We start from the raw sequence: 26450 nt of genomic DNA, 5'->3' as shown, positions 1-26450 counted from the left end.
GCCTGAAACGTCCAGGGGCCGCTCCGACGGTGCGGCGGTGCTCGGGCGGCCGTCAGGAAATCGGTCAGATCTGTCGTCTGTCGATGAAGGAGGCCTCACGTATGGTCCAAGGACGTAGCGGTCCGTCTGATTCCCCCAGCCCCGAGACGGGCGCTCCGGCCGGGGACGTCTATGACTGGTTCCAACGAGGAATGAAACTGCTGGCCGAGGGGAGTCCGGCGGCGGCTGTCGCGCTGCTGGAGCGCGCCGCCGACGCCGAGCCGGAATCGCGGAGTATTCGAGAGGCGCTCGCCCGTGCCCAGTTCAACTCCCGGCAGTATGCCGATGCCGTCGACAGTTTCCGCTGGATCGTCGATGCCAATCCGACCGAGGACTACGCCTATTTCGGACTCGGTCTCGCGCTGTGGCGCACCGGTGACATGGAAGGAGCCCAGGAACCTCTGGCCATCGCCGCAGCGATGCGTCCCGACCAGCGACACTACGTTTCGGCGCTGAAAAGCGTCCGCGCCACCTTACGCGCCCGCCGGAGGTGATCCCCGTGGGTGGTGGAATGGGCACGTGGACACACAGACGCTGATCGATCCGTACGACACGCTCCTGCTCGACCTCGACGGGGTGGTGTATCTCGGGCGCGATGCCGTACCCGAAGCCCCGGAGTCGCTGCGCGAGGCGGCGGAGCGTGGCGTACGGCTCGCCTACGTCACCAACAACGCCTCGCGAACCCCGGGCGCGATCGCCGAGCATCTGAGCGCTCTGGGGGCTCCGGCGACTCCTGAAGACGTGGTCACCTCGGCCCAGGCCGCTGCGCGGCTGGTGGCCGAACGGGTGGAGCCGGGCGCGGCGGTGCTGGTGGTCGGGGGGATGGGGCTGCGCAGCGCCCTGCGTGCGCACGGTCTGCGTCCGGTCAGCACCGCCATGGACGACCCGGTCGCGGTGGTGCAGGGCATCGCACCCGGCCTGTCCTATGGCCTGCTGTCGGAGGGCACGCTTGCCGTGCGGCAGGGAGCGCTGTTCGTGGCGGCCAATGCCGACTCGACCATGCCGACCGGCCGGGGCGAACTGCCCGGAAACGGCGCGATGACCCGGGTGATCGCTACAGCGAGCGGCGTGGAGCCGATCGTGGCGGGTAAACCCGAGCCACCGCTGCACCGCGAGTCGATGCTGAGGACCGGGTCGAAACGGCCACTGGTGGTCGGTGACCGCCTCGACACCGACATCGAGGGGGCCACCAACGCCGGAGTGGACAGCCTGCTGGTGCTCACCGGCGTGGCGACCCCTCTTGATCTGCTGACCGCCGGTCTCCGGCACCGGCCCACCTATGTCGCCGCCGATCTGTCGGCCCTGCATCGGCCCTACCCCCGGGTGGGGAAGGGCGGAGGCGGATGGGCCTGCGAGGGGTGGACCGCCCGCTGGGAGGACGGGCGTCTCCGTCTCGAAGGGCATGGTGATCCACTCGACGGGCTCCGGGCGGCTTGCGCCGCCACGTGGGAGGCCGCAGGGGAGGGGCAGGCGGACGAGGACGCGGTGAAGGCCGTGCTCGGCTCCTCGCTCTTCGGTCACGCGTCCACCGAGTAGCTTCCGGCTACGCGTCCACCGAGTGGCTCCGGCTACGCGTCCCCGAATAACTTCCGGCCACACACACGTCCCCGAACGGTTTCCGATCATCCGTCCTCCGACCGGTTTCGGTCACGCATCGCCCGGACACGGGTCGGGTCACGCGTTCTCCCCCGGCAGCCCACACGCCTTCGGGAGAACGCGATATCACTCTCCGTTCACTCTCCGGAGCCGGACCCTTTCCAGAAGTCCCAGAAGTCACAGGAGTTTGCGGAGACGGAGAAGGTCACCGAAGCTGGCGTCGATCTTGACCCGGCCGCTGAACACGGCGCGTCCCATGTCGAGCTCGCCGTTGACCAGGGCGACCAGGTCGTCGCTGCCGATGGTCAGCTTCACCTCGGCGGGCCTGCCGTCGGAGGGAGGCGAATCATCGAAGGGACCGAGGCCGCCGTGGTGGATACGGCCGTAGAAGGTGACGTCGAGATCGCGGATGTGACAGCTGATGCTGCGCTCGACCACGTGCCTGCTGCGACTCTCCTGGTCAACCTCGTCGAACTGCTCGCCGAGTTTGCGTAGTGCCACCCGGCACTCGTCGACGGTCGCCATCGCGCGGCGCTCCCTTCTGTTCGGACCGGGCTGTTCGGCCCGGCCCGAATCTCTCGAACCTACGGACGGTAGCGTTCCACATGAATGGAACCCGCGATCCGGCACATGGGGGATGCGCCGGAGGAAAGGAGGCCTCTGCCATGGCGTTCGAAGCACTGCGGGGGTACGTGCAGGCGGCTACCGGTCTCACGGAAATGACAACGAGCAAAGCCCGCACGCTGGTTCGCGAATTGCTTGCTTCTGGAGAAACCGGTCTTTCCCAAATGTCTGACCAGGTGGACCGGATGGCCAAGGAACTCGTCGCGACGGGAAAGGCCAACCGCGGCCAGCTCGACGAGCTCATCACCTCGGAGGTGAGCCGTCTGCTCGGCGCGCTCGACCTGGTTCGCAGTGCGGACGTCGACCGGTTGCGGGCGCGGGTGGGGGAGCTGGAGGCCAAACTCGCCGCCGTCGAGGAAGCGCTGGAAAAGGTCTCCGCGACGCCGAGCCGTACCGCCGCGAAGGGCGGCTCGCCGCAGAAGGCCGGCAAGAGCACGACGGGGGCGAGGAAGGCGACCGCCAAGGCCGCGGGGAAGGACGCCGAGGCGACGAGCGCCGCGGCTTCCGATACGGTCAAGGCGTCCACGGGTAAGGCGGCTCGCACGCCGCGTTCCCGTTCGACCACCAAGACGGCGAAGAGCACCTCCGGAGGGGGCGCATGACGGACCTGCCGGAAGAGACCGGTGAGGAGCGGGTCGACACCGCGCTGGGCGGCCTCGCCCGGCTCGGCGCGATGCCCGTCTCGGCGCACGTGAGCGTGTTCGAGGAGGTGTTCACCGGGTTGGAGCAGGCGCTCGCCTCGGTGGACGGCATCCCGGACCGGCAGCGGTGAGCCGGCGGGTACGTCTCGACAGCGAGCTCGTCCGCCGGAAACTGGCCCGTTCCCGGGAGCAGGCGGCCCAGCTCATCGAGGCGGGACGGGTGAGCGTCGGCGGCCGGCAGGCGGCCAAGCCCGCGACCCAGGTGGACACCGCCTCCGCCATCGTGGTCACCGAGGCCTCCGAGGGTCCCGACTACGTCTCGCGAGGGGCGCACAAGCTCCTGGGCGCGCTGGAGGCCTTCGGCCCCCGCGGCCTGACCGTCGCGGGTCGGCGCTGCCTGGACGCCGGCGCCTCGACGGGGGGGTTCACCGACGTGCTGCTGCGCAACGACGCGGCGCACGTGCTCGCCGTCGACGTCGGATACGGCCAGCTCGCCTGGTCGCTGCGCACCGACGAGCGGGTGACGGTCATGGAACGGGTCAACGTCAGGGACCTGACACCCGACATGGTGGGACAGGCGCCCACGCTGGTCGTCGGCGACCTGTCTTTCATCTCGCTGCGCCTGGTGCTGCCCGCCCTGACGCGGTGCGCCGCCGAGCGGGCCGACTTCGCGATGCTGGTCAAACCGCAGTTCGAGGTCGGAAAGGAGCGGGTCGGCGCCGGCGGGGTCGTCCGCGATCCCGCACTTCGGGCGCAGGCCGTGCAGGATGTGGCTGAAACCGCGCAAACACTCGGTCTGATCGTGCGGGGCGTCACCGCGAGTCCCCTGCCGGGTCCCTCGGGCAACGTGGAGTACGTCATCTGGCTGGGCAAGGGCGAAGGCGCGCCGCCGGTCGCGGACCTCGGCGCCGAGATCGAACGCGCGGTGGCAGAAGGCCCCCAGTAGTGGTTATCCCCCGAAAGAGTGGAACATGACTACAAAGCGCACCGTGCTGGTCACCGCCCATACCGGGCGGGGGGCGGCCGTCGACACCGCTCGAGTGGTGATCGGCCGGCTGCTGGACGCGGGGCTGACCGTGCGCATCCTCAACGCGGAGGCCGACGCCATCGCGTGCGCGGGCGCCGACGTGGTGCCCGCGGGCGCGGAGGCGGTGCAGGACGCCGAGATGATGATCGTGCTGGGCGGTGACGGCAGCCTGCTGCGGGCCGCCGAGTTCGCCCGCCCGGCGGGGGTGCCGCTGCTGGGGGTCAACCTCGGGCACGTCGGTTTCCTGGCCGAGGCGGAGGTGGAGGATCTGGCGGTCACGGTGGACTGCGTGGTCGAGGGCCGCTACGACGTGGAGGAGCGGATGACCATCGAGGTCACCGCCCGCCTCAACGGGCAGCTGTTGGCCGACACCTGGGCGCTCAACGAGGCCACCGTGGAGAAGAACGACCGGATGCTCGAGGTGGTCGCCGAGATCGACGGGCGTCCTCTGTCGCGCTGGGGATGCGACGGGGTCATCTGCGCCACGCCGACCGGTTCCACGGCCTATGCGTTCTCGGCCGGCGGTCCGGTGGTCTGGCCGGAGGTGGAGGCGCTGCTGTTGGTGCCGATCAGCGCTCACGCGCTGTTCGCGCGGCCGTTGGTGATCTCCCCGCGCTCCACGCTGGCGCTGGAGGTTCAACCCGACACGGCCGGGGCGGTGCTGTGGTGCGACGGCCGCCGCCGGTTCGACCTGCCCGCCGGCGCGCGGATCGAGGTCCGCAGGGGTGAGGTGCCGGTACGGCTGGCGCGGCTGCACGGTCTGGAGGACACCGGGGCGCCGTTCACCGACAGGCTGGTCGCCAAATTCGACCTCCCCGTGCAGGGGTGGCGCGGCCGGGTAAGGCCGTAGCGCGTCCGGGCGGTTCCCGTCGCGAGCGCGTAGGATCGTGCCCGCGCACCGCACTGATGTTCGGTGAATTCGATGTGACGGGAGGGACCAGTGCGACCCAGGGTCGAGGAGGTCCGCATCCAAGGGCTCGGTGTGATCGACGAGGCCGTCCTGGTGCTGTCGCCGGGATTCACCGTGCTCACGGGCGAGACCGGTGCGGGCAAGACCATGGTGGTGACCGGTCTGGGGCTGCTGTTCGGCGGCAGGGCCGACCCCGCCCGGGTCCGTCCCGGCTCGGACAAGGCCACCGTCGAGGGCACGCTCGTGATCGACCCGGCGGGCCGGGTGGCCCAGCAGGTTCAGGACGTGGGCGGTGAGATCGAGGACGGCGAGTTGATCATCTCGCGGACGGTCTCCGCCGAGGGCCGTAGCCGGGCCTGGCTGGGCGGCCGCACCGTTCCGGTGGGCACGCTCACCTACCTCGCTGAGGATCTGGTGGCCGTGCACGGCCAGATGGACCAGCAGCGGCTGCTCCAGCCCGGCCGTCAACGGGCCGCCCTCGACCGCTACGCGGGCGAGGAGCTGGTCAAGCCGCTGCGCGCCTACGAGCACGCCTACAAACGTCACAGGCAGGTCGCCGATCAGCTGACCGAGCTCACCGCCAGGGCCCGCGAGCGGGCTCAGGAGGCCGACCTGCTCAGGTTCGGGCTCGACGAGGTCGAGAAGGCCGATCCCAAGCCGGGTGAGGACGCCGAGCTCCGTGAGGAGGTGGAGCGGCTCTCGCACGCCGACTCTCTCAGGAACGCGGCGGAGACGGCGCACCGGGCGCTGCTCGGTGATCCCATGTCCAGCGAGCAGGCCATGCAGGACGCCGTCACCCTGGTAGGCCAGGCCCGCACGGCCGTCGAGGCGGTGCGGGAGTTCGACCCCGTGCTGGGCGGCATCGCCGACCGGCTCGCGGAGGCGGGTTATCTCATCTCCGACGTCGCCACCGAGCTGGCCGCCTACGCCGAGTCCGTCGAGGCCGACCCGGTCCGGCTGTCGGTGGTGCAGGAGCGTCAGGCCGTGCTCGCCCACCTCGTCCGCAAGTACGGCGAGGACACCGGTGTGGTGCTCGCCTGGGCCGCCCAGGCGGCGCAGCGCGTCACCGAGCTCGAAGGCGACGACGAGCGGATCGGCGAGCTCACCCGGGAGCACGAGGAGCTCACCGGACGCCTCACCGAGCTGGCCGCCGAGCTGACCCGGATCCGGGCCGCGGCGGCCGAACGGTTCGGGCGGGCCGTCACCGAGGAGCTCGCCGCGCTGGCCATGCCGCACGCCCGGGTGGTGGTCACCATCACGGCCGCCGACGACTTCGGCCCGCACGGCGTCGACGAGGTCGAGCTACGGATGTCCCCGCACCCGGCCTCCCCGCCCCTGCCGCTCAACAAGGGTGCCTCCGGCGGTGAGCTCAGCCGGGTGATGCTCGCCATCGAGGTCGTGTTCGCCGGCGCCGACCCGGTGCCGACGTTCGTGTTCGACGAGGTCGACGCGGGCGTGGGCGGCAAGGCCGCGGTCGAGATCGGCCGGCGGCTGGCACGGCTGGCTCGCACCGCGCAGGTGATAGTCGTCACTCACCTGCCCCAGGTGGCGGCCTTCGCCGACCAGCATCTGGTCGTGGAGAAGGCCGACGACGGCAGTGTGGTGCGCAGCGGTGTGGTCGCGCTGGACAAGGACGGCCGGGCACGGGAGCTTTCCCGTATGCTCGCGGGCCTTGAGGACTCCGAGCTGGGCCGCGCGCATGCGGAGGAGCTTCTCGCGATTGCGGCTGCGGACAAGGCGTAATGCTGTGGACAAGACGTAAATAAGGACTGTTTTCAAAGTCTCGGGGGAGCAGAAGCGCGTGGGAATCTTCTGTGACGAATCTGGCATGCCGTCGGGGGTTTGGCTTTCCTGGTCATTCGCTCTGGCAGGATGGTCGTGATGAAGGTGCCGATTGACGAGCTTCAGAGCAGGCTCACCGGTTACCTCCGCCGCAGGAAGGTCACGGACCTTCCCGGGGTGACGGCAGTGGCGAGAATCGATCGGCGGACCAAGGGGCTGACCAAACGCCTCCGGGCCGGAGAAATCGCGATTATCGATCACGTTGACGTCGACCGGGTGAGCGCGGAGGCGCTTGTCGCGTGCGGCGCGGCGAGTGTGGTCAACGTCGCCGCGGGCATCAGCGGTCGTTACCCCAACCTGGGCCCCCAGATCATCGTCGAGGCCGGGGTGTCGTTCATCGACAACGCCAGCCCCGAGCTGTTCGAGCGGATCAAGGACGGCGACCTGGTGCGGGTGCACGAGGGGGCCGTCTATCTCGACGACGAGGTGGTCGGCAAGGGCGATGTGCAGACGGCCGACTCCATCGAGGCCGCGATGGTCGAGGCGCGGGCCGGGCTGACCGTTCAGATCGAGGCGTTCGCGGCGAACACCATGGAATACGTCCGGCGCGAGCGTGACCTGCTCATCGACGGTGTCGGCGTGCCCGACATCCGGACGGTCATGGAGGGGCGGCATGTCCTGATCGTGGTGCGCGGCTACCACTACAAGGAAGACATCGCCGCCCTGCGTCCCTACATCCGCGAATACCGCCCGATCATGATCGGAGTGGACGGCGGCGCCGACGCGCTCATCGAGGCCGGTTACGTGCCCGACATCATCGTCGGCGACTTCGACTCGGTCTCCACCAAGGCCCTCACCTGCGGCGCCGAGCTGGTCGTGCACGCCTACCGCGACGGCAGGGCGCCGGGTCTGGAGCGGGTCGAGCAGCTCGGCCGCGACGCCGTGGTCTTCCCGGCGATCGGCACCAGCGAGGACATCGCGATGCTGCTCGCCGACGACAAGGGCGCCGACCTGATCGTCGCCGTCGGCACCCACGCGACCCTGGTGGAGTTTCTCGACAAGGGCCGTTCCGGCATGGCCAGCACTTTCCTCACCCGGCTCCGGGTGGGCAGCAAACTCGTCGACGCCAAGGGCGTCAGCCGGCTCTACCGCAGCCGGATCTCCACCCCGTCCCTGCTCCTGCTCGTCGCCACGACGCTGATCACCATGGGGGTGGCGATCATCGTCTCCCCGGTGGGCAAGATCTGGCTGGACAGTGTCCGCGACGTCTGGAACGGCTTCATCTTCTGGCTGGTCGGACTCTTCTCGTGATCGATTTCCGCTATCACCTCGTCTCCATCGTCGCGATCTTCCTCGCGTTGTCCGTCGGCATCGTGCTGGGCACCAGCTTTCTGGAGGATCCCGTCATCAAGGCGACCGAGAGCCTCGCCAACCAGCTTCGCGTGGGAAACAACGAGCTCCGCACCGAGCTCGAGGCCCTGCAGAGCCGCGAGACGGGCAACGACGCCTTCGTCACCGCCGGCACGCCCCGCCTCGTCCAGGACGCGCTCGCGACCGAGCGCGTCGTGATCGTGGAGGCCCCCGGGGCCACCGCGGGCATGCGCGAGGCGGCCCAGCAGGTGATCGCCGAGTCGGGGGCGACCGTCACCAACAGGATCACCCTCACCGACAGATACGTCGACCCCAGCCGTTCGGCCGCCATCGACAAGCTGGTCACCGAGGCCAAGCCCGTCGACATGACCTTCCCCGTCGAGGGCACGGCCTACGACAAGGCGGCCGCGCTGCTCGCCAGCGCGATCGTGACCAGTGACCCCGCGCAGGTAGGCAAGGTGAACCCGGCAGCGGCCGGGATCCTCGATGCCTTCCAGCGCGGTGGCCTGCTCACCGTCACCGACCAGCCCGCCAAGCGCGCCGACCTGGCCGTGCTGATCGCTCCCACAGAGCCCTTCACCGGCGACGGCGCCCCTCAGCAGGTGAGCGCGATCGTGTCGATGGCCATCGGCCTGGACGAGGGCAGCCGGGGAGCCGTGCTGGCCGGCACCCTGGCCAGTACCACCTCCGGCGGCGCCATCGCCGCGCTGCGCGAGGACACCGCCGCCGCCGAGAAGATCTCCAGCGTCGACAACCTCGATATGCCCGCGGGCCGGATCGTGGTGGTCTACGCTCTGCGGGAGCAATTGTCCGGGGTCGCCGGGCAGTACGGCATCGGCCCTGGCGTCTCGGGCATCGAGCCCAGCGCGCCCCCCGCCCCCACGGCCACCTCCGGAGGATGACCCGATGGCCCGTCGTGCTTTTCTCGGTGCCCTGGCCGGCGCCTTTCTCGGTGCGGCGGCCGCCCGCGCCGCCTACGCCGCCTTCACCCGCAGACCGCCGGTCGGCGACGCGGAGACCTGGAACCGGACCAACCACCGAGGCGAGCCGATCACCCTGCTGGAGGGGCCGGCCTTCGTGGCGGGCGCCGGCACGGCCGCCGCGGTGCTGCCGGGGCTTCCGGCCAGGATCCGCGCGGCCGTCCTGCTGGCCGTGGCCGGCAGCGGCGGTCTCGGCGCCTACGACGACCTGTACGGTGCGACGTCCTCCAAGGGTTTCAAGGGCCACCTGAGCGCTCTCGGCAAGGGCGAGGTCACCAGCGGCGCCGTGAAGATCATGGGCATCGGCGTGACCGGGCTGGCCGCCGCCGCCCTGACCTCCCGGGGGCCCGTCGACACGATGGTCAACGGCGCGCTGGTCGCCGGCGGCGCCAACCTGGCCAACCTCTTCGACCTGCGTCCGGGCCGCGCCGTCAAAGTCGGCCTGCTCAGCGGCACACCCCTGCTCATCGCGGCTTTGCGCCGAGAGGCCCCGGTTCCGGCCACCCTGGCGGCGCTGCCGATCGGCGCCGCCGTCGCGCTGCTGCCCGAAGACCTCGGCGAGCGTGCGATGCTGGGTGATGCGGGAGCGAACGCGCTGGGCGCGTTGCTCGGCCTGGCCGCCTCCCTCACCCTCGGTCGCCCCGGCCGCCTGGCCGTACTCGGCACCGTGATCGCGCTGACCGCGGCCTCGGAGAAGATCAGCTTCACCAGGGTCATCGCCGGTAATCCCGTGCTCAACCGCATCGACATGCTCGGCCGTCGTCCCGTGGAGCAGGCGCCCACCGGCCGATGACCAAGAAGATCGGGCAGGGGGTCGCCGGGGCGGCGCTCCTCATCGGGATCGTGACCGTGGCGGCCCGGCTGGTGGGGTTCGGCCGCTATCTCGTCCAGTCGCAGACCGTCGGCAACCTCTGTCTGAGCACCGCCTACAACACCGCCAACTATGTCCCGAACATCGTCTTCGAGCTGGTGGCCGGTGGCGCGCTGGCCGGGATGGTGGTGCCGGTGCTGGCCTCGGCGGCCTCCCGGGCCGGGGACGACCCCGAGGCCAGGGCGGAGGTCGGCTGGACCACATCGGCCCTGCTCACCTGGGTGATGCTCGCCCTGGTGCCGCTGACCCTGCTCATCGCCGCGTTCGCCGGGCCGATCGTCACGCTGCTGATCGGCAACCCCGGCGAGTGCGACGTGGCCGAGGTCATCGGCGCGGGCACGAGCATGCTCGTCGTGTTCGCCCCCCGCATGGTCTTCTTCGGCGTGGCGGTGGTCCTGTACGGCGTGCTCCAGGCTCACCGGCGGTTCCTGGGGCCCACCCTGGCACCGCTGGTCTCCAGCCTGCTCATCGTCGCCTCCTATCTGGTGTTCGAGCCGGTCGGCAACGGGGCCGCGACGAAGCTGTCGAACCTCACGACGGCGGGGCAGCTGACGCTCTCCCTCGGCGCCACCGTCGCCGCCGCGGCGATGGTGGTCACCGTGGTCGGCCCGGTGGCCCGGCTCAGGCTGAGACTGCGGCCCTCGCTGTCCTTTCCCCCCGGTGTCGCGGTCCGGGCGCGACAGCTCGCCACCGCCGGGGTGGCCGTGCTCATCGCCCAGCAGGTCGCGCTGACCGTCGTGGTCCGCCTGGCCAACGATCTGGGCGGGGCGGGGGCGGCGGGGATCTACACCTACGCATGGGCGCTGTATCAGCTTCCCTTCGCGGTGCTCGTGGTGCCGATCGCCACCAGCTCGTTCCCGGTGCTGTCGGCCCGTGCCGCCGACGGCGACCGGGCCGGGTTCGACGGCCTGGCGTCCTCCACCACCCGCGCGATCCTGTTGGTGACGGGTCTGGCGGCGGGGGTGATGGTGGCGGTCGCCGGCCCCGTGTCCCGGGTGTTCCTGGAGGGCACGCCGGGCGGTGACCCCGAGGAGATGGCCAGGGCCGTCGCGCTGTTCGCGCCCGGCCTGGCGGGTTACGCGCTGATGCTCCACCTCGCGCGGGTGCTGTACGCCCGCGGCCGGGGCAGGTCCGCGGCGGTCGCCTCGGTGGCGGGCTGGGGCGTCGCGTTGGTGGCCCAGATCCTGCTGGCCCGTGCCGCGCAGGCCCCCGCGGACGTCGTGGGGCAGCTCGCCCTGGGCAGCACGGTCGGCATGACCGCCGGCGGGGCGCTGCTGGTGCTCGCCGTTCTCCGGGGCGCCGGCGCGGCGTCGCTGGAGGGGATGTGGCGGGCGCTGCCGGCCGCGGTGCTCGGCGGGATCGCCGCCTGCGGGGCCGGGCTGGCCGTCGTAGCGGCCTTCGGCGAGGTGTCACGGTGGATGTGCGTGGTGGTCGGGGCGGGGGCCGCGGTGGCGGGCTCGATGGCGTTCGCGGCGGTGGCCGCGTTGATCGACGGGCCGGACGCCCGGATGCTGCTGGAACGCTTCGGACGGGCGTCCATTCCAGGAGGGAGGCGTTGACGGTGGCCGATTCGGGCTCACGACTGGCGTTCGTGCTGGGGACCAGCGCGGGCGGGGTCGGGCGACATGTGGCGATGCTGGCCGACGGGCTGGTGCGCAGGGGACATCAGGTGGTCGTGGCCGGGCCGCCGGACACCGAGGAGGTCTTCGGGTTCGGCCGGCTCGGGGCGCGGTTCCTGCCGGTCCCGATCGCCGACCGGCCTCGCCCGCTGAACGACCTGCGAGCGGTGCGGGCGCTCAGAGCGCTGCGCGGGGCGCACGCCGTACACGCGCATGGGCTGCGGGCCGGGGCGCTGGCCGGGCTCGCCCTCCTCGGCACCCGCACCGGCCTGGTGGTGACCCTGCACAACGCCGCCACCGCGGGCGGCGCGATCGGCGCCGTCCACGGCGTCCTCGAACGGATCGTCGCCCGCCGCGCCGACCGGGTCCTGGTGGTCTCCCCTGACCTGGGGGAGCGGATGGCCGCTCTGGGCGCCGGTCGGGTCGAGGCGGCCGTCGTCCCCGCGCCAGCGTTGCCGCCCTCCGGGCGCGGGGCGCAGGAGGTGCGTGCCGAGCTCGGCACGCAGGACCGGCCCGTCTTGCTGACGATCGCCAGGCTCGCCCAGCAGAAGGGTCTGGAGACGCTGCTCGACGTGGCGGCCGGGTTCGGCTCCGGCCGGGCGTCCGGCGAATCCGCGACGCGGGCGGTGTTCCTGGTGGCCGGCGACGGGCCGTTGCGCGGGCGACTCCAGGAACGCATCGACCGGGAGGATCTGCCGGTGCGGCTGCTGGGCGAGCGGGGCGATGTCGGTGATCTGCTCGGGGTCGCGCGGGCCCTGCTGGTGCCCAGCCGCTGGGAGGGGCAGCCGCTCAGCGTGCAGGAGGCCCTGCGGGCGGGGACGCCGGTGATCGCCACCGCGGTGGGCGGCGTCCCGTCGATGGTGGGCGAGGCGGGGTTGCTGGTGCCGTACGGGGACGTCGCCGCGATGCGCGAGGCGGTGGAGAGGGTGCTCGCCGACGATGATCTCGCCGGGGCTCTGGCCGAGGCGGCCGCCCGCCGGGGCGGCGAACTGCCGGGACCGCAGCAGGCTCTGGAGGCCGTACTGGCGGTCTACGGCGGCATCTCGCGGGTGCGCTGAGGGGCGGAACATCCGGCTGTGCCTGATTGTTGGATTAGGCGCAGCCGAGCCTCACATCTATACTGGCTTGGTTAGGGGGGGAGTATCCCTTCGTGACAGTCTCGTCATCACGGTGCTGCCTCGCTCCACGAGGCCCCCGGGGCTGTCGGTCCGCGCTGGTTTTCCCTGGTTTCCGCGGGCGGGAGAGACCTCCGGCAGTCAGTCATGCACGCCGCCGGAGGATTATTAATCGTGGCTATTCCTTTCTGGGCATGGATCGCCGTCATCGGCGGGCTCCTCGTCGTCCTCGCCATCGATCTGTGGGTCGTCGACCGGGGTGAGCCCCGAGAGTTCTCCATGAAGCAGGCCGGTTTCTGGGTCGCTTTCTACGTCGGACTGGCCATCGTCTTCGGCGTCATATTGTGGATCTTCGCCGGGCCCACCCCGGCGGGTCAGTTCCTCGCCGGCTACATCACCGAGTACAGCCTGAGCGTCGACAATCTCTTCGTCTTCTACATCATCATGACCCGCTTCGCGGTGCCGAAGATCCACCAGCACAAGGTGCTGCTGGTCGGCATCCTGATGGCCCTGGTCATGAGGGGCATCTTCATCGCCGTCGGCGCCGCCGCGCTGGCGAGCTTCGGGTGGCTGTTCTACGTCTTCGGTCTCTTCCTGATCTACACCGCGGTGCAGCTGGTCCGTCAGCACGGGCACGACGACGACGAGTTCAAGGAGAACGCGGTCCTTCGCTGGGCGCGCAGGGTGCTGCCGCACACCGACGACTACGTGGGGTCCAAGATCACCGTCAAGGTCGACGGCCGGCGCATGGTCACCCCCCTGCTGATCGTCATGGTCGCCATCGGCACCACCGACCTGCTCTTCGCGCTCGACTCGATTCCGGCGATCTTCGGTCTCACCACCGACGCCTTCATCGTCTTCAGCGCCAACGCGTTCGCCCTGATGGGACTGCGTCAGCTCTACTTCCTGCTGGGCGGTCTGCTGCAGCGCCTGACCTATCTGAGCTATGGTCTCGCGTTCATCCTTGGTTTCATCGGGGTTAAGCTGATTCTCGAGGCGCTGCACTCCAGTGGCGTGTCCTGGGCACCCGAGGTGCCGATCTGGCTGTCGCTGTCGGTCATCGGTGTAACCATGGTGATCACCACTGTGGTCAGTCTGATCAAGGCCCGTCGTGACGGACGCGAAAGCAAGGAAATCACCACCTCCGCGAGTGGCAAGCAGGGCTAGCGGATCGGGGCGTGAGGAGCTTTGCTTGTCTGGTTGCGCCATATAAGGGCTGAGAGATGGGTAGCATCCTGCCCCAGGGTAGGTAGACATACCGGTCTAACGCCGCAAGACATCACAAAAGGTTCCCTGTGTCCCACGATTCAGTAAGCCATCAGCCAGGCCGGATACGACTGGCACGTGGCGTCTCCCCGTGGTTGCTCCCCACCGTGGCCGCCGCCGCAGCGACCTCACTGCTCAGCCGTCGTGATCGGCGCTGGGCGCTGGCGGCGGCTCCGCTGACCGCGCTCACCGGCGGCATGCTCTGGTTCTTCCGGGACCCCGAGCGCACCCCGGGTCCCGCTCGGATCCTGTCGCCCGCCGACGGCGTCGTGCAGAGCATCGACCCCTGGCCGGACGGCCGCACGAGGGTGGCCATCTTCATGAGCCCTCTCGACGTGCACGTCAACCGCGCGCCACTGGCCGGTACGGTGACCTCGGTGGAGCATGTGGCCGGAGGGTTCGTGCCGGCCTTCAACAAGGACAGTGACAAGAACGAGCGGGTCGTGTGGCACCTGGACACCGCGCTCGGCGACATCGAGCTCGTCCAGATCGCCGGCGCGGTCGCGCGCCGCATCGTGCCCTACCTCGCGGCGGGGGCGAAGGTGGCCAAGGCCGAGAGGATCGGCCTCATCAGGCTCGGCTCGCGCGTCGACCTCTATCTTCCCGAGGGAATCGCCCCCGCCGTGTCGGTCGGGCAGCGGACCGTCGCGGGGGTGACCGGTCTTGACCACGGCTGACGCGAGCTGGCCCCTGGATGAGACGGACGACGAGCCCCGGGGGCCCGTCGGCAAGGCGTTCCGGCTCTCGGCGGCTGACTCCCTCTCCCTCGGAAACGCGCTGTGCGGCTTCCTGGCGGTCTGCGTGCTGGCCTGGTCGGCGATCAACCAGCTCCAGTCGAGCGGGAAGTTCGCGGCCGTTCCCCAGTTCTTCGGCACCGCGGTGGTGCTGCTCCTGATCGGGGCCACCTGCGACCTGTTCGACGGCCTGGTCGCCCGCAAGTTCCGCGCCTCGGCCATGGGCGCCGAGCTCGACAACCTGGCCGATGTCATCAGCTTCGGCTTCGCCCCCGCCTTCATGGTGGTCATCTGGGGCGGCTTCACCCAGCGGGTGCCGTTTCCGCTGGTGATGGTGGCCGCGGCGTCGGTGCTGCTGGCCGGCGTCATCAGGCTCGCGCGTTTCGCCTGCGTGAAGACCAAGAGCGGTGACTTCATGGGGCTGCCCATCCCGATGGGCGCCATGACGGTGGTCTCGATCGTGCTGCTGTTCCCGCCGTCGGTCGTCAGCCTGCTGCCCATCTTCGGCGTGGCCTACCTGATGGTGAGCCGGATCGAGTATCCCAAGCCCAAGGGCAACCTGGCCGCCGTCGTGCTCGCCTGGATGATGATCAACGTCGCCTGCCTGACCATCTGGGCCGCGGGCCTGCCCGGTGGCGACACGCTGATCAAGGTCGGCGCCATCATGCAGGTGGCCATCGTGGGCGCCATCCCGCTGCGCATCCTGATGTTCAAGCGGGAAAAGCGCAAGGAGCGCAAGGAGTCGGAGAGCGTCACCTGACACGCACGACGAAACCGGCTCGGGGTGGATCTTTCCCCGGGCCGGTTTCGCATGCGGCCGCCACCGTCCGGGCCCCTGTCGCCCGGACCGATGCCGCCGCGGTGCGGCTGAACGGGGGCCTACCAGCCGCGCTCGCGCCACTCCGGCAGGCTGGGGCGCTCGGCACCCAGCGTGGTGTCCTTGCCGTGGCCCGGATAGACCCAGGTCTCGTCGGGCAGCCGGTCGAAGACGCGCTCCGACACGTCCGTGAAGAGCTGGGCGAAGCGCTCCGGGTCCTTGTTGGTGTTGCCGACGCCGCCGGGGAAGAGCGAGTCACCGGTGAACAGGTGGCCGGGGTGGTACAGGGCGATCGAACCCGGCGTGTGCCCGCGCAGGTGGATCACCTCCAACGTGACCACGCCGACGGTGACCCCGTCGCCGTGCTCGACCTCCAGGTCCACCGGCACCGGTAGCGCCGCCGCGTCGAGCGGATGGGCGATCACCGTCGCGCCCGTCGTCCGGGCGACCTCCTCCAGGGCCTGCCAATGGTCGCCGTGCTGGTGAGTGGTGACGATCTTGCTGATCGGCCGGTCTCCGATGAGCGCCAGCAGCCGGTCGGCCTCGGCGGCGGCGTCGATGAGCACGCCGTCGCCGGTGTCGTTGCACCGCACCAGATAGGCGTTGTTGTCGAACGGGCCGACGGCCAGCTTGGAGATCGTCAGGGCGGGCAGTTCGCGAACGTCGGCGGGGCCGCCGACCTGCACGTCACCGGTGTACGTCACGGATACTCCTCGGGCGGGGTGGTGGGCAGGTGAGGAGGTGCGGGCATGGTCAGCCACGGTGGCGGCACGGGCAGCGGCACGGCGCCGGCCGCGGCGGGCCGGTCGCCCCCGGTCCCCTCCGGCATCACCCTAAGCCCCGCTCCCGGTGAGCGGCCGGTCAACCAGCCCAGCAGGGTCCAGGCGTCTCCCTGCACCATCGGTCCCGAGCCGAGCCCCCGCCAGACCTGGTGATGCTCGTCGCCGTCCTTGACCTCCTCGACCACGATCTCGCTGACCGTGCCGAGCTCACGCGGCCAGCAGACCATCGTGTCGTGCAGCTCCCTGCGGACGAACGCCTCCGGCCAGTCGGCGCATTCGTAGCCCGCTCCGAGGTCCACGTGGTGGACCTCGACCTCGCGCAGGCGGTGGACCAGCAGGTACCACGCGGGATAGTCGGGTGGGCGCAGGCCGCCCACCATCGTCGTCCATCCTCCGGCGGGCACCGCGGCGACCGCCTCGGTCAGCCGCGCCGCGCTCTCCTCCAGGTCGGCCACCTGCTCCTTCGCCGGCCGTACGGCTCCCGCCTCGATCTGCCTCTCGCGCGTCTCCCGATCGGGGTACTGCGGCGTCCGGACGCCGGTCCCGGCCCACGTCGCCAGATTGGTCAGGCCGTCGGCGTTGCGGGCCAGATGGCTGAGCAGGTGCCCCCGGGTCCAGCCGGACAGCCGGGAGGGGGCCGCGACATCGGCGTCGGACAGTCCGGTGGCGGTGGTGAGAAGCCGGGCGGTGGAGTCGGCCAGCTCGGCCCGGAGCGTTTGGGTGACATCCATCCTCCCACTCCATCATCCGGTCGCCGGGCCGCGCCGTCCGGGCCGCGCCGTCCGGGCCGCGCCGTCCGGGCCGCGCCGTCCGGGCCGTGTCGTCCGGGCCGTGTCGTCCGGGCCGTGTCGTCAGGGAGGGGAGGTCGGGGCGGACACGGGGCGGGGCATAAACGACCATGTACCGGTGGTTGGAAGTTGTGGTTGAAGCATCAAGCGACCTGTACGGCTCGCGGGAAGCCCGTAGTCTGGAGAAGGCGGGGAAGCCTTGGGCCCCCGGATGTGGCTCCGAAAACTGTCGGACCCCGTCGCTAGTCTTCCCGCGACCGCTCTTAACCCTCTACACCGACGTCGGGATTACTGTGGCTGACCGCCTCATCGTGCGTGGCGCACGTGAACACAACCTCAAGGACGTCTCGCTCGACCTGCCGCGAGACTCTCTGATCGTCTTCACTGGACTGTCCGGTTCGGGCAAGTCCAGCCTGGCCTTCGACACCATCTTCGCCGAGGGTCAGCGTCGCTATGTGGAGTCACTGTCGGCGTACGCCCGCCAGTTCCTCGGGCAGATGGACAAGCCCGATGTCGACTTCATCGAAGGGCTCTCGCCCGCGGTGTCGATCGACCAGAAGTCGACGAGCCGCAACCCGCGTTCGACGGTCGGCACCATCACCGAGGTCTACGACTACCTCCGACTGCTGTGGGCCCGCATCGGCAAGCCGCACTGCCCGCAGTGCGGCCGCGCGATCGCCCGGCAGAGCCCGGAGCAGATCGTCGACCGGGTGATGGAGCTCGCGGAGGGCACCCGCTTCCAGGTGCTCGCCCCGGTGGTCCGCGGTCGCAAGGGCGAGTACGCCGAGCTCTTCGGCCAGCTCCAGGCCAAGGGTTTCGCCCGGGCCCGCGTCGACGGCACCGTGGTCCGGCTGGACGAGCCGCCGACGCTGAAGAAGCAGGAAAAGCACGACATCGAGGTGATCGTCGACCGGCTCGCGGTGAAGGAGAGCGCGCGCAGCCGCCTCACCGGCTCCGTGGAGACCGCCCTGCAGCTTTCGGGGGGCACGATCACGCTGGAGTTCGTCGACCTGCCCGAGGGTGATCCCAACCGTGAGCGCTTCTACTCCGAGCACCTCTACTGCCCCTACGACGACCTGTCGTTCGAGGAGATGGAGCCCCGCTCGTTCTCCTTCAACTCGCCCTTCGGCGCCTGCCCGGAGTGCACCGGGCTCGGGGTGCGGATGGAGGTCGACCCGGATCTGATCGTCCCCGACCCGGAGAAGACCCTGGGCGACGGCGCGATCTCCCCGTGGGCCGGCGGGCACACCAGCGACTACTTCGTCCGCCTCGTCGAGGCGCTCGGCCTGGCGATGGGGTTCAAGCTCACCACCCCGTGGGAGAAGCTTCCGAAGAAGGCGCAGAACGCCCTGCTGCACGGCTACGACGAGCAGGTCCACGTCCGCTACAGCAACCGCTACGGCCGTGAGCGCTCCTACTACACCACCTTCGAGGGGGCCATCCCCTGGGTGCAGCGCCGCCATGCCGAGTCCGAGAGCGACGGCATGCGGGAGAAGTACGAAGGCTACATGCGGGAGATCCCGTGCCCGGCGTGCAGGGGGGCCAGGCTCAAACCGGTCTCGCTGGCCGTCACGGTGGACGACCGCTCGATCGCCGACGTCTCGGCGATGTCGATCGGCGAGTGCGCGACGTTCCTGGCCGGGCTGAAGCTGTCCGACCGGGACATGCAGATCGCCGAGCGGGTGGTCAAGGAGATCAACGCCCGGATGGGCTTCCTGCTCGACGTGGGCCTCGACTACCTGACCATGGACCGCGCCTCGGGCACCCTGGCCGGTGGCGAGGCACAGCGGATCCGGCTGGCCACCCAGATCGGCTCCGGCCTGGTCGGCGTGCTCTACGTGCTCGACGAGCCGTCCATCGGCCTGCACCAGCGCGACAACCAGCGGCTGCTGGAGACCCTGATCCGGCTGCGGGACATGGGCAACACGCTCATCGTGGTCGAGCACGACGAGGACACCATCGCCGCCGCCGACTGGGTGGTGGACATCGGTCCCGGAGCCGGTGAGCACGGCGGCCAGGTCGTCGTCTCCGGCACGGTGGCCGACCTGCTCGCCTCCGAGGACTCGATGACGGGTGCCTACCTCTCCGGCCGTAAGAGCATCGTTATCCCCGCAAAGCGCCGCAAGCGTGATAAGAAGCGGCAGATCGTGGTGAAAGGGGCCCGCGAGCACAACCTCAAGGGGGTGGACGTGGAGTTCCCCCTCGGGGTGTTCACCGCGGTCACCGGTGTGTCGGGCTCGGGCAAGTCCACGCTGGTCAACGACATCCTCTACAACGCGCTGGCCAAGGAGCTGAACGGCGCGCGCACCGTCCCCGGACGCCACTCGCGGGTCAACGGGATGGATCTCGTCGACAAGGTCGTGCACGTGGACCAGTCGCCGATCGGCCGCACCCCCCGCTCCAATCCCGCCACCTACACCGGTGTCTTCGACAAGGTGCGCGACCTGTTCGCGCAGACCACCGAGGCGAAGGTCCGGGGCTACCAGAAGGGCCGCTTCAGCTTCAACGTCAAGGGCGGCCGCTGCGAGGCCTGCTCCGGTGACGGCACCATCAAGATCGAGATGAACTTCCTGCCCGACGTCTACGTGCCGTGCGAGGTCTGCCACGGAGCGCGATACAACCGGGAGACCCTGGAGGTCCACTACAAGGGCAAGACGATCTCCGAGGTGCTCGACATGCCGATCGAGGAGGCCCTCGGCTTCTTCGACGCCATCCCGTCGATCAAGCGCTACCTCCAGACGCTCAACGACGTCGGCCTGGGCTACGTCCGGCTGGGTCAGCCGGCCACGACGCTGTCGGGTGGAGAGGCCCAGCGCGTCAAGCTCGCCTCCGAGTTGCAGCGCCGCTCCACCGGCCGGACGATCTACGTGCTGGACGAGCCGACCACCGGCCTGCACTTCGAGGACATCCGACGGCTGCTGGGCGTGCTCGGCAAGCTCGTGGACGGAGGCAACACGGTCATCGTCATCGAGCACAACCTCGACGTGATCAAGACCGCCGACTGGCTGATCGACATGGGACCCGAGGGCGGCTCACGCGGCGGCAGCGTGCTCGCCATCGGCACGCCCGAAGAGGTCGCGCTGGTCGAGGAGAGCCACACCGGCCGTTTCCTGCGCAAGATTCTCGGCACCTGAGGCCGGTTGCGGAGCCGGGCTCCCGCGTCAATACCCTTGGTGTGGGAGCCCGGTTTGGCGGGGGACATCGGGAGAAAGGCTGCCATGAGCAGCAGTGAAGGTTCCACCATGCCCACAGACAGGTCCGAGCGCACGCCCACACGAAGGCATGTGCTCGGCGCCACGGCGGTCGTGGCGTGCGGCGCGGCGCTCACCGGCTGCGCCGCGGGCGCGTCCACCCCGGGCGGCGTCCCGCCGGGTGTCAAGGGGCAGGTCGTCGCTCAGGCCGCCGACATACCGGTGGGCGGTGGCAAGGTCATCTCCCAGTGGAAGATCGTGATCACCCAGCCCACCGCCGGGGTGTTCAAGGCGTTCAACGCGACCTGCCCGCACCGGGGCTGCTCGGTCGGCCAGGTCGCGGACGGGATCATCCGCTGTCCGTGTCACGGCAGCGAGTTCGCCGCCGACTCGGGCAAGTGCGTCAAGGGTCCGGCCGAGTCCCCATTGGTCGAGTTCGCGCTGAAGGTCGACAACGGTGGCATCGTGATGGTCTGACCTCCCACCCGCCGGGACGTGCCCGAAGGCGCGTTCCGGATGCGGCCGGGGACGCGCCGAGGGTGTAATTCTTCACAGTTTCCTGACGCCGGCTACGGCATGCTGAACCGGCATCGGGGTGCAGCCGTACATGTAGATGACGATCCTGGAGGATGAACATGACCGATACGACGCGGCGCGCGGTGATGCTGGGCGCGGGAGGCGCCGGAATGGCGGCGGTGTTGACCGCGTGCGCGGGTTACGGCGAGTCGGCCGCCGACAACGCGCAGGTGACCGGCTCGCCGGAGGCGGAGGCGGGGGCGGGCGCGGGTTCGCAGGCTCTGGCCAAGACCGCTGACATCCCCGAGGGCGGTGGCAAGGTCTTCAAGGACCAGAAGGTGGTGGTGACGCAGCCGACGGCCGGGCAGTTCAAGGCCTTCACCTCCGTGTGCACCCATCAGGGGTGTGACGTCGCGAGCGTCTCGGGTGGCACGATCAACTGCCCGTGCCACGGCAGCAAGTTCAAGATCGCTGACGGCTCGGTCGCCAACGGCCCGGCGAGCAGGCCGCTGACCGAAAAGACGATCACGGTCGAGGGCGACTCCATCACCCTCGCCTGAGGGGTCCGCGCGACGCGGCCCGGGACGGGCGGATCCGGGCACGGGCGTCGCGGGACGGGCGCCCGTGCCCTACGATGCCGGGTCGAGTAGGGGTTCCGACGAAGAGATCCTGTCGGTGAAGGCCGATAGGCTTTCGGCGTGGCGAGATCTGTGGTTGGTCCGGCGAGTTTCCGACCGAGGCCGGGGTCGATCCCCGAATCACCCGGCGTCTACCGGTTCAGGGACGCCGGGGGCCGGGTCATCTACGTCGGCAAGGCCAAGAACCTGCGCCAGCGGCTGAACTCCTACTTCGCCGACTTCGCGGGGCTCCACCCACGCACCCAGACCATGCTCACCACCGCCGTCGACGTCGACTGGACGGTCGTCGGCACCGAAGTCGAGGCGCTCCAGCTCGAATACTCCTGGATCAAGGAGTACGACCCGCGGTTCAACGTCAAATACCGCGACGACAAGTCCTACCCCTACCTCGCGGTCACGATGGGGGAGGAGTTCCCCCGGGTGCAGGTGCTGCGTGGGGCCAAGCGCAAGGGCACCCGCTACTTCGGCCCCTACTCCCACGCCTGGGCCATCAGGGAGACGGTCGACCTGCTGCTGCGGGTGTTCCCGATCAGGAGCTGTTCGGCGGGGGTGTTCAGGCGCGCCGAACAGATCGGCCGGCCCTGCCTGCTGGGCTACATCGACAAGTGCTCGGCGCCCTGCGTGGGCAGGGTCACCGCCCAGGAGCACCGGACGCTGGCCGAAGACTTCTGCGACTTCATGGCGGGCAACACCGGCCGGTTCACCAAGCGTCTGGAGCGTGAGATGCGCCAGGCGGCCGCCGATCAGGAATACGAGAAGGCCGCCCGGCTGCGCGACGACATCCAGGCGCTGTTGCGCGCGATGGAGAAGCAGGCCGTGGTGCTGGGCGAGGGCACCGACTGCGACGTGATCGCCTTGGCGGAGGATCCGCTGGAGGCGGCGGTCCAGGTGTTCTACGTCCGGGGCGGGCGCATCAGGGGCCAGCGCGGGTGGGTGGTCGACAAGGTCGAGGAGGCCGGGCCCGGCGAGCTGGTCGAGCAGTTCCTGCTGCAGATGTACGGTGATGCGACCCCTGAGGTGCTGCCCAAGGAGGTCCTGGTGCCGGTCCTGCCCCCCGACGCCGAGGCGGTCGCCGAGCTGCTCGGTGAGCACCGCAAGGCCCGGGTGGAGATCCGTGTCCCGCAGCGCGGGGACAAGAAGGCTTTGATGGAGACCGTCTGGCGCAACGCCATGGAGGCCCTCAAGCAGCACAAGCTCAAGCGAGCCAGCGACCTGACCACGCGCAGCAAGGCGCTGCAGGAGGTCGCCGACGCGCTCGACCTGGACCAGGCGCCGCTGCGCATCGAGTGCTACGACGTCTCCCACATCCAGGGCACCAACGTGGTGGCCTCCATGGTGGTGTTCGAGGACGGCCTGGCCCGCAAGAGCGAATACCGCAAATTCTCCGTTCGTTCCACCGAGGGCGACGTCGCCTCGATATACGAGGTGATCTCGCGCCGGTTCAAGCGTTACCTGGAGGAGCGCTCGGCCACCGGTGAGCTCGACGCCGGCCCCGACGCCGGTATGGACTCCGAAACCGATCCTGACGCCGGCCCCGGAGCCGGTGCGGACTTCAAAGCCGGTGTGGACTCCGAAGCCGATCCCGACGCCGGTGTGGACTCCGAGACCGGCATCGGCGCCGAACCGGCCATCGACCCCGAGACCGGCAGGCCGCGTAAGTTCGCCTACCCGCCCAACCTGGTCGTCGTGGACGGTGGTCCGGCCCAGGCGGCGGCCGCCCAGCGCGCGCTGGACGAGCTGGGCGTGGACGACGTGGCGGTCTGTGGCCTGGCCAAGCGGCTGGAGGAGGTCTGGCTGCCGGGCGAGGACCTGCCGGTGATCCTTCCTCGGTCGAGCGAGGCCCTTTACCTTCTGCAGCGGGTACGTGACGAGGCCCATCGATTCGCCATCACCTACCATCGTTCGAAGCGGTCGAAGAGCGTCAAGGAAAGCGCCCTGGACGAGGTCCCCGGGCTCGGTCCGGCCCGCAAGCAGGCTTTGATCAAGCATTTCGGATCGGTGAAACGGCTGCGGGAAGCGACCGCGGCCCAGATCTGTGAGATTCCCGGGATCGGCCCCGCTACGGCCGAGACGATCGTGTCGGCGTTGAAGGGGGAGAACCCATGAACGAAAGAGAACGCGCGTTCGTCATCGTCACCGGAATGTCGGGGGCGGGACGGAGCACCGCGGCCAAGGCCCTGGAGGACCTCGGCTGGTTCGTCATCGACAACCTGCCGCCAGGCCTGCTGTTCGCCATGGCCGAGGAGGCCGGACGGGTGAAGCTGGCCGCGGACAAGGTGGCCGCGGTCGTCGACGTGCGCAGCCTGGCCTTCACCACCGACCTCAACGCCGCGATCGAGGAACTCGACGGCCGCGGCGTCGCGGTGCGGGTGGTGTTCCTGGAGGCCAGCGACGAGGAGCTGGTCCGCAGGTTCGAGAACGTCCGCCGCCCGCACCCGCTGCAGGGCGACGGCAGGCTGGTCGACGGGATCGCCCGCGAGCGCGGCATCCTGCGAGAGGTCCGGGCGAACGCCGATCTGGTCATCGACACCTCCAACCTCAACGTCCACGAGCTCCGCGGCAAGATCGTCGCTTTCTTCGGCGGTGAGGACCGACCCGGCCTGCGGGTCAACGTGGTCTCCTTCGGCTACAAGTACGGCCTGCCCGTCGACGCCGATCTGGTCGTCGACTGCCGTTTCCTGCCCAATCCCCACTGGGTCCCGGAGCTTCGCCCGATGAACGGCCTCGACGCCCCCGTGCGGGACTACGTCCTCAACCAGGCCGGCGCCAAGGAACTGCTGGACGCCTACGAGGAGGTGGTCGGCATCATCGCGGCCGGTTACACCCGCGAGGGCAAGGGCTATGCCACGCTCGCCGTCGGCTGCACCGGTGGCAAGCACCGCAGTGTCGCCATGGCCGAGCAGATCGGCGCCCGGCTGCGAGATCGGGGCGGCATGGAGGTGCAGGTAAGCCACCGGGATGTGGGCCGGGAGTGATCGACGGGCTCAAGGTCGTAGCGCTGGGTGGAGGACATGGGCTGTACGCGTCGTTGACGGCGCTGCGCAGAGTCACCTCCGAACTGACGGCGGTGGTCACCGTAGCCGACGACGGGGGATCGAGCGGACGGCTGCGCCGCGAGCTCGGAGTGCTGCCTCCGGGAGACCTGCGGATGGCCCTGGCCGCGCTGTGCGGTGACGACGAATGGGGGCGGACCTGGAGCGAGGTCGTCCAGCACCGGTTTCGGAGCGAGGGCGATCTGCATGGGCACGCGGTCGGCAATCTGCTGATCGTGGCCCTGTGGGAGAGGCTCGGCGACACGGTCGCCGGGCTCGACTGGGTCGGGCGGCTGCTCGGCGCGCACGGACGAGTGCTGCCGATGTCCTCGGTGCCGCTCGACATCGCCGCCGAGGTGGAGCTGGACGGCCAGGTGAGCACCGTGCGCGGCCAGGTGGCCTGCGCGCTCACCCCCGGCCGCGTCCGGGCCATCTCGCTGCTCCCCGAGGATCCACCCGCCTGCCCCGAGGCGATCCAGGCGGTCCTGGACGCCGACTGGGTGGTCTTCGGGCCTGGATCATGGTTCACCAGCGTGCTGCCCCACCTCAAGGTGCCCGAGTTGGCCGAGGCGCTGCACGCCACCGAGGCGCGCCGTCTGGTGGCGCTGAACCTGGCCCCGCAGCCCGGCGAGACCGACGGTTTCTCCCCCCAGGAACACCTGGAGGTGCTGCGCCGGCACGCGCCCTCCCTGGAGATTGACGTGGTGCTGGCCGACGCCGGCGTGGCCGATGACCGGGAGGAGCTGGAGAAGGCCGCGGCCGAGCTCGGCGGGCGGCTCGTCCTGGCCGCCGTGGCCGAGGCCGACGGCTCGCCGCGGCACGATGCGCAACGTCTTGCCTCCGTCCTGGACGAGATTTTCCGTGAGAAGCGTTGATCCTGGTCAGCGGTGCTCAGGAGTGCGAGAAACTTCTGTGAGCCTGATTTATCTCGGGCCGCAAGAGGTCTGTATGGGGGAGGACGAACGCACATGGCGATGACAGGTGTGGTCAAGGACGAGCTGAGCAGGCTGCCGGTCCTGAAGCCTTGCTGCCGTAAGGCCGAGGTGTCGACGCTCCTGCGGTTCGCGAGCGGGCTGCACCTTGTGGGCGGACGGATCGTGATCGAGGCCGAGCTGGACACCAACGTCACGGCCAGGCGGCTCATCAAGGACATCGGCGAGGTGTTCGGTCACAAGGCGGAGGTGCTCGTCCTGGCTCCCGCGGGACTGCGCAAGGGGTCGCGCTACGTCGTGCGCGTCTATCGCGACGGGGAGGCGCTGGCCCGCCAGACCGGGCTGATCGACAATCACGGCCGCCCGGTGCGCGGCCTGCCGCGTCAGGTGGTCGCGGGGGCGACCTGTGACGCCGAGGCCGCCTGGCGCGGAGCCTTCCTGGCGCACGGCTCGCTCACCGAGCCGGGACGCTCGATGTCGCTGGAGGTCACCTGTCCCGGGCCCGAGGCGGCGCTCGCGCTGGTCGGATCGGCCCGGCGGCTGAAGATCCATGCCAAGGCCCGTGAGGTCCGCGGGGTGGACCGGGTGGTGGTGCGCGACGGTGACGCCATCAGCGCGCTCCTCACCCGCCTGGGTGCCCACGACAGCGTGCTGGCCTGGGAGGAGCGGCGGATGCGCCGCGAGGTGCGGGCGACGGCCAACCGCCTGGCCAACTTCGACGACGCCAACCTGCGCCGTTCGGCCCGTGCCGCGGTCGCCGCCGGCGCCCGGGTCCAGCGTGCCCTGGAGATCCTCGGCGAGGAGGCCCCCGAGCACCTGGTGATCGCGGGCCGACTCCGGGTCGAGCACAAGCAGGCCTCACTGGAGGAGCTCGGCCAGCTCGCCGATCCGCCGCTGACCAAGGACGCCATCGCCGGCCGCATCCGCCGCCTGCTCGCCATGGCCGACAAGCGCGCTCAGGACATCGGCATTCCCAACACCGAGGCGAACCTCACGGTGGACATGCTGGCGCCGTAGGCGTGCCCGCGAGGGTGGAGTCGGTCCCCGCGTCGGGGCCCGGCTCTGACCTGGGGCCCGGCTCTGACCTGGGGCCCGCGGCGACCTGGGGTCCGCAGCCGTCCCCTCCGTCCCCGGGCCGGTGCGCCCGGCCGCGCCGCACGGATCCGGACCGTCTCCGTC

Annotated in this window: 25 protein-coding genes; 22 read left to right on the top strand and 3 right to left on the bottom strand. The window is 70.1% G+C overall.

What is annotated here, in order from left to right; all coding sequences use genetic code 11:
* The first annotated feature begins 83 nt into the window (after positions 1–83).
* Both ACQPYK_RS31545 and ACQPYK_RS31540 read left to right on the top strand, forming a co-directional pair.
* Positions 84–533: a tetratricopeptide repeat protein gene (locus ACQPYK_RS31545; RefSeq protein WP_433238852.1), complete on the top strand. Its 450-nt coding sequence runs from the start codon at positions 84–86 to the stop codon at positions 531–533.
* Positions 534–558: 25 nt separating this feature from the next.
* The gene (locus tag ACQPYK_RS31540; RefSeq protein ID WP_433238849.1) at positions 559–1575 is read left to right on the top strand and encodes an HAD-IIA family hydrolase; all 1017 of its coding nucleotides are present in this window, start codon (positions 559–561) and stop codon (positions 1573–1575) included.
* Between the two features lie 237 nt (positions 1576–1812).
* Here ACQPYK_RS31540 and ACQPYK_RS31535 read toward each other — a convergent pair whose 3' ends face one another.
* Positions 1813–2160 carry an SCP2 sterol-binding domain-containing protein gene (locus ACQPYK_RS31535; protein ID WP_433238846.1) on the bottom strand — a complete coding sequence of 116 codons (348 nt, stop codon included), beginning with the start codon at positions 2158–2160 and terminating at the stop codon, positions 1813–1815.
* Positions 2161–2300: 140 nt separating this feature from the next.
* Between ACQPYK_RS31535 and ACQPYK_RS31530 the strand changes: the two genes are divergently transcribed.
* From ACQPYK_RS31530 to pssA, 13 genes are all read left to right on the top strand, one after another.
* Positions 2301–2861 carry a hypothetical protein gene (locus ACQPYK_RS31530; protein ID WP_433238843.1) on the top strand — a complete coding sequence of 187 codons (561 nt, stop codon included), beginning with the start codon at positions 2301–2303 and terminating at the stop codon, positions 2859–2861.
* Complete coding sequence (locus ACQPYK_RS31525) at positions 2858–3031, top strand: hypothetical protein (RefSeq protein WP_433238840.1); 174 nt, start codon at positions 2858–2860, stop codon at positions 3029–3031. Before ACQPYK_RS31530 ends, ACQPYK_RS31525 begins: the two co-directional genes overlap by 4 nt.
* Positions 3028–3846, top strand: a complete 819-nt coding sequence (locus ACQPYK_RS31520) for a TlyA family RNA methyltransferase (protein ID WP_433238837.1) — start codon at positions 3028–3030, stop codon at positions 3844–3846. The genes ACQPYK_RS31525 and ACQPYK_RS31520 overlap by 4 nt, the downstream gene beginning before the upstream one ends.
* Before the next feature lie 25 nt (positions 3847–3871).
* A complete protein-coding gene (locus tag ACQPYK_RS31515) occupies positions 3872–4777 on the top strand; it encodes an NAD kinase (protein WP_433238835.1) in 906 nt (301 codons plus the stop codon).
* 90 nt (positions 4778–4867) lie between these two features.
* Complete coding sequence (recN, locus tag ACQPYK_RS31510; protein WP_433238832.1) at positions 4868–6580, top strand: DNA repair protein RecN; 1713 nt, start codon at positions 4868–4870, stop codon at positions 6578–6580.
* Positions 6581–6718: 138 nt separating this feature from the next.
* The gene (gene steA, locus ACQPYK_RS31505) at positions 6719–7930 is read left to right on the top strand and encodes a putative cytokinetic ring protein SteA (RefSeq protein ID WP_433238829.1); all 1212 of its coding nucleotides are present in this window, start codon (positions 6719–6721) and stop codon (positions 7928–7930) included.
* Positions 7927–8892, top strand: coding sequence for a copper transporter (locus ACQPYK_RS31500; RefSeq protein WP_433238826.1), 966 nt, complete (start codon positions 7927–7929; stop codon positions 8890–8892). The genes steA and ACQPYK_RS31500 overlap by 4 nt, the downstream gene beginning before the upstream one ends.
* A 4-nt stretch (positions 8893–8896) precedes the next feature.
* A complete protein-coding gene (locus tag ACQPYK_RS31495; RefSeq protein WP_433238823.1) occupies positions 8897–9763 on the top strand; it encodes a hypothetical protein in 867 nt (288 codons plus the stop codon).
* On the top strand, positions 9760–11400 hold the full coding sequence (gene murJ, locus ACQPYK_RS31490) for a murein biosynthesis integral membrane protein MurJ (RefSeq protein ID WP_433238820.1): 1641 nt from the start codon (positions 9760–9762) through the stop codon (positions 11398–11400). Before ACQPYK_RS31495 ends, murJ begins: the two co-directional genes overlap by 4 nt.
* Positions 11397–12518 (top strand): glycosyltransferase family 4 protein, encoded by a 1122-nt coding sequence (locus ACQPYK_RS31485; protein ID WP_433238818.1) that lies wholly within the window; start codon positions 11397–11399, stop codon positions 12516–12518. The genes murJ and ACQPYK_RS31485 overlap by 4 nt, the downstream gene beginning before the upstream one ends.
* A 231-nt stretch (positions 12519–12749) precedes the next feature.
* On the top strand, positions 12750–13742 hold the full coding sequence (locus ACQPYK_RS31480; protein ID WP_433238815.1) for a TerC family protein: 993 nt from the start codon (positions 12750–12752) through the stop codon (positions 13740–13742).
* A gap of 128 nt (positions 13743–13870) precedes the next feature.
* The gene (locus ACQPYK_RS31475; protein ID WP_433238812.1) at positions 13871–14518 is read left to right on the top strand and encodes a phosphatidylserine decarboxylase; all 648 of its coding nucleotides are present in this window, start codon (positions 13871–13873) and stop codon (positions 14516–14518) included.
* Positions 14505–15335 carry a CDP-diacylglycerol--serine O-phosphatidyltransferase gene (pssA, locus tag ACQPYK_RS31470; RefSeq protein ID WP_433238809.1) on the top strand — a complete coding sequence of 277 codons (831 nt, stop codon included), beginning with the start codon at positions 14505–14507 and terminating at the stop codon, positions 15333–15335. Before ACQPYK_RS31475 ends, pssA begins: the two co-directional genes overlap by 14 nt.
* A gap of 119 nt (positions 15336–15454) precedes the next feature.
* Here pssA and ACQPYK_RS31465 read toward each other — a convergent pair whose 3' ends face one another.
* Entirely contained in the window at positions 15455–16096 is a 642-nt protein-coding gene (locus ACQPYK_RS31465) for an MBL fold metallo-hydrolase (RefSeq protein WP_433238806.1), read from the bottom strand.
* The gene (locus ACQPYK_RS31460) at positions 16093–16905 is read right to left on the bottom strand and encodes a maleylpyruvate isomerase family mycothiol-dependent enzyme (RefSeq protein ID WP_433238803.1); all 813 of its coding nucleotides are present in this window, start codon (positions 16903–16905) and stop codon (positions 16093–16095) included. Before ACQPYK_RS31460 ends, ACQPYK_RS31465 begins: the two co-directional genes overlap by 4 nt.
* A 350-nt stretch (positions 16906–17255) precedes the next feature.
* On the opposite strand from ACQPYK_RS31460, the gene uvrA reads away from it, so the two are divergent.
* From uvrA to whiA, 7 genes are all read left to right on the top strand, one after another.
* Positions 17256–20096: an excinuclease ABC subunit UvrA gene (gene uvrA / locus ACQPYK_RS31455; RefSeq protein ID WP_433238800.1), complete on the top strand. Its 2841-nt coding sequence runs from the start codon at positions 17256–17258 to the stop codon at positions 20094–20096.
* Positions 20097–20204: 108 nt separating this feature from the next.
* Positions 20205–20630: a Rieske (2Fe-2S) protein gene (locus ACQPYK_RS31450; RefSeq protein ID WP_433238797.1), complete on the top strand. Its 426-nt coding sequence runs from the start codon at positions 20205–20207 to the stop codon at positions 20628–20630.
* A gap of 158 nt (positions 20631–20788) precedes the next feature.
* A complete protein-coding gene (locus tag ACQPYK_RS31445; protein WP_433238794.1) occupies positions 20789–21229 on the top strand; it encodes a Rieske (2Fe-2S) protein in 441 nt (146 codons plus the stop codon).
* A 150-nt stretch (positions 21230–21379) separates the two neighbouring features.
* On the top strand, positions 21380–23413 hold the full coding sequence (gene uvrC, locus ACQPYK_RS31440; RefSeq protein ID WP_433258964.1) for an excinuclease ABC subunit UvrC: 2034 nt from the start codon (positions 21380–21382) through the stop codon (positions 23411–23413).
* Positions 23410–24282, top strand: a complete 873-nt coding sequence (gene rapZ, locus ACQPYK_RS31435; protein WP_433238791.1) for an RNase adapter RapZ — start codon at positions 23410–23412, stop codon at positions 24280–24282. The genes uvrC and rapZ overlap by 4 nt, the downstream gene beginning before the upstream one ends.
* Entirely contained in the window at positions 24279–25214 is a 936-nt protein-coding gene (locus tag ACQPYK_RS31430) for a gluconeogenesis factor YvcK family protein (RefSeq protein ID WP_433238788.1), read from the top strand. The genes rapZ and ACQPYK_RS31430 overlap by 4 nt, the downstream gene beginning before the upstream one ends.
* Positions 25215–25307: 93 nt before the next feature.
* Positions 25308–26288: a DNA-binding protein WhiA gene (gene whiA / locus ACQPYK_RS31425; RefSeq protein WP_012892507.1), complete on the top strand. Its 981-nt coding sequence runs from the start codon at positions 25308–25310 to the stop codon at positions 26286–26288.
* The last annotated feature ends 162 nt before the right edge of the window (positions 26289–26450 follow it).

Origin of the sequence: Streptosporangium sp. CA-135522, assembly GCF_050949235.1 — a bacterium.
Taxonomy (GTDB): domain Bacteria; phylum Actinomycetota; class Actinomycetes; order Streptosporangiales; family Streptosporangiaceae; genus Streptosporangium.
Note: the sequence above shows the minus strand (reverse complement) of the source record. Positions and strands in the feature narration are given on the sequence as shown.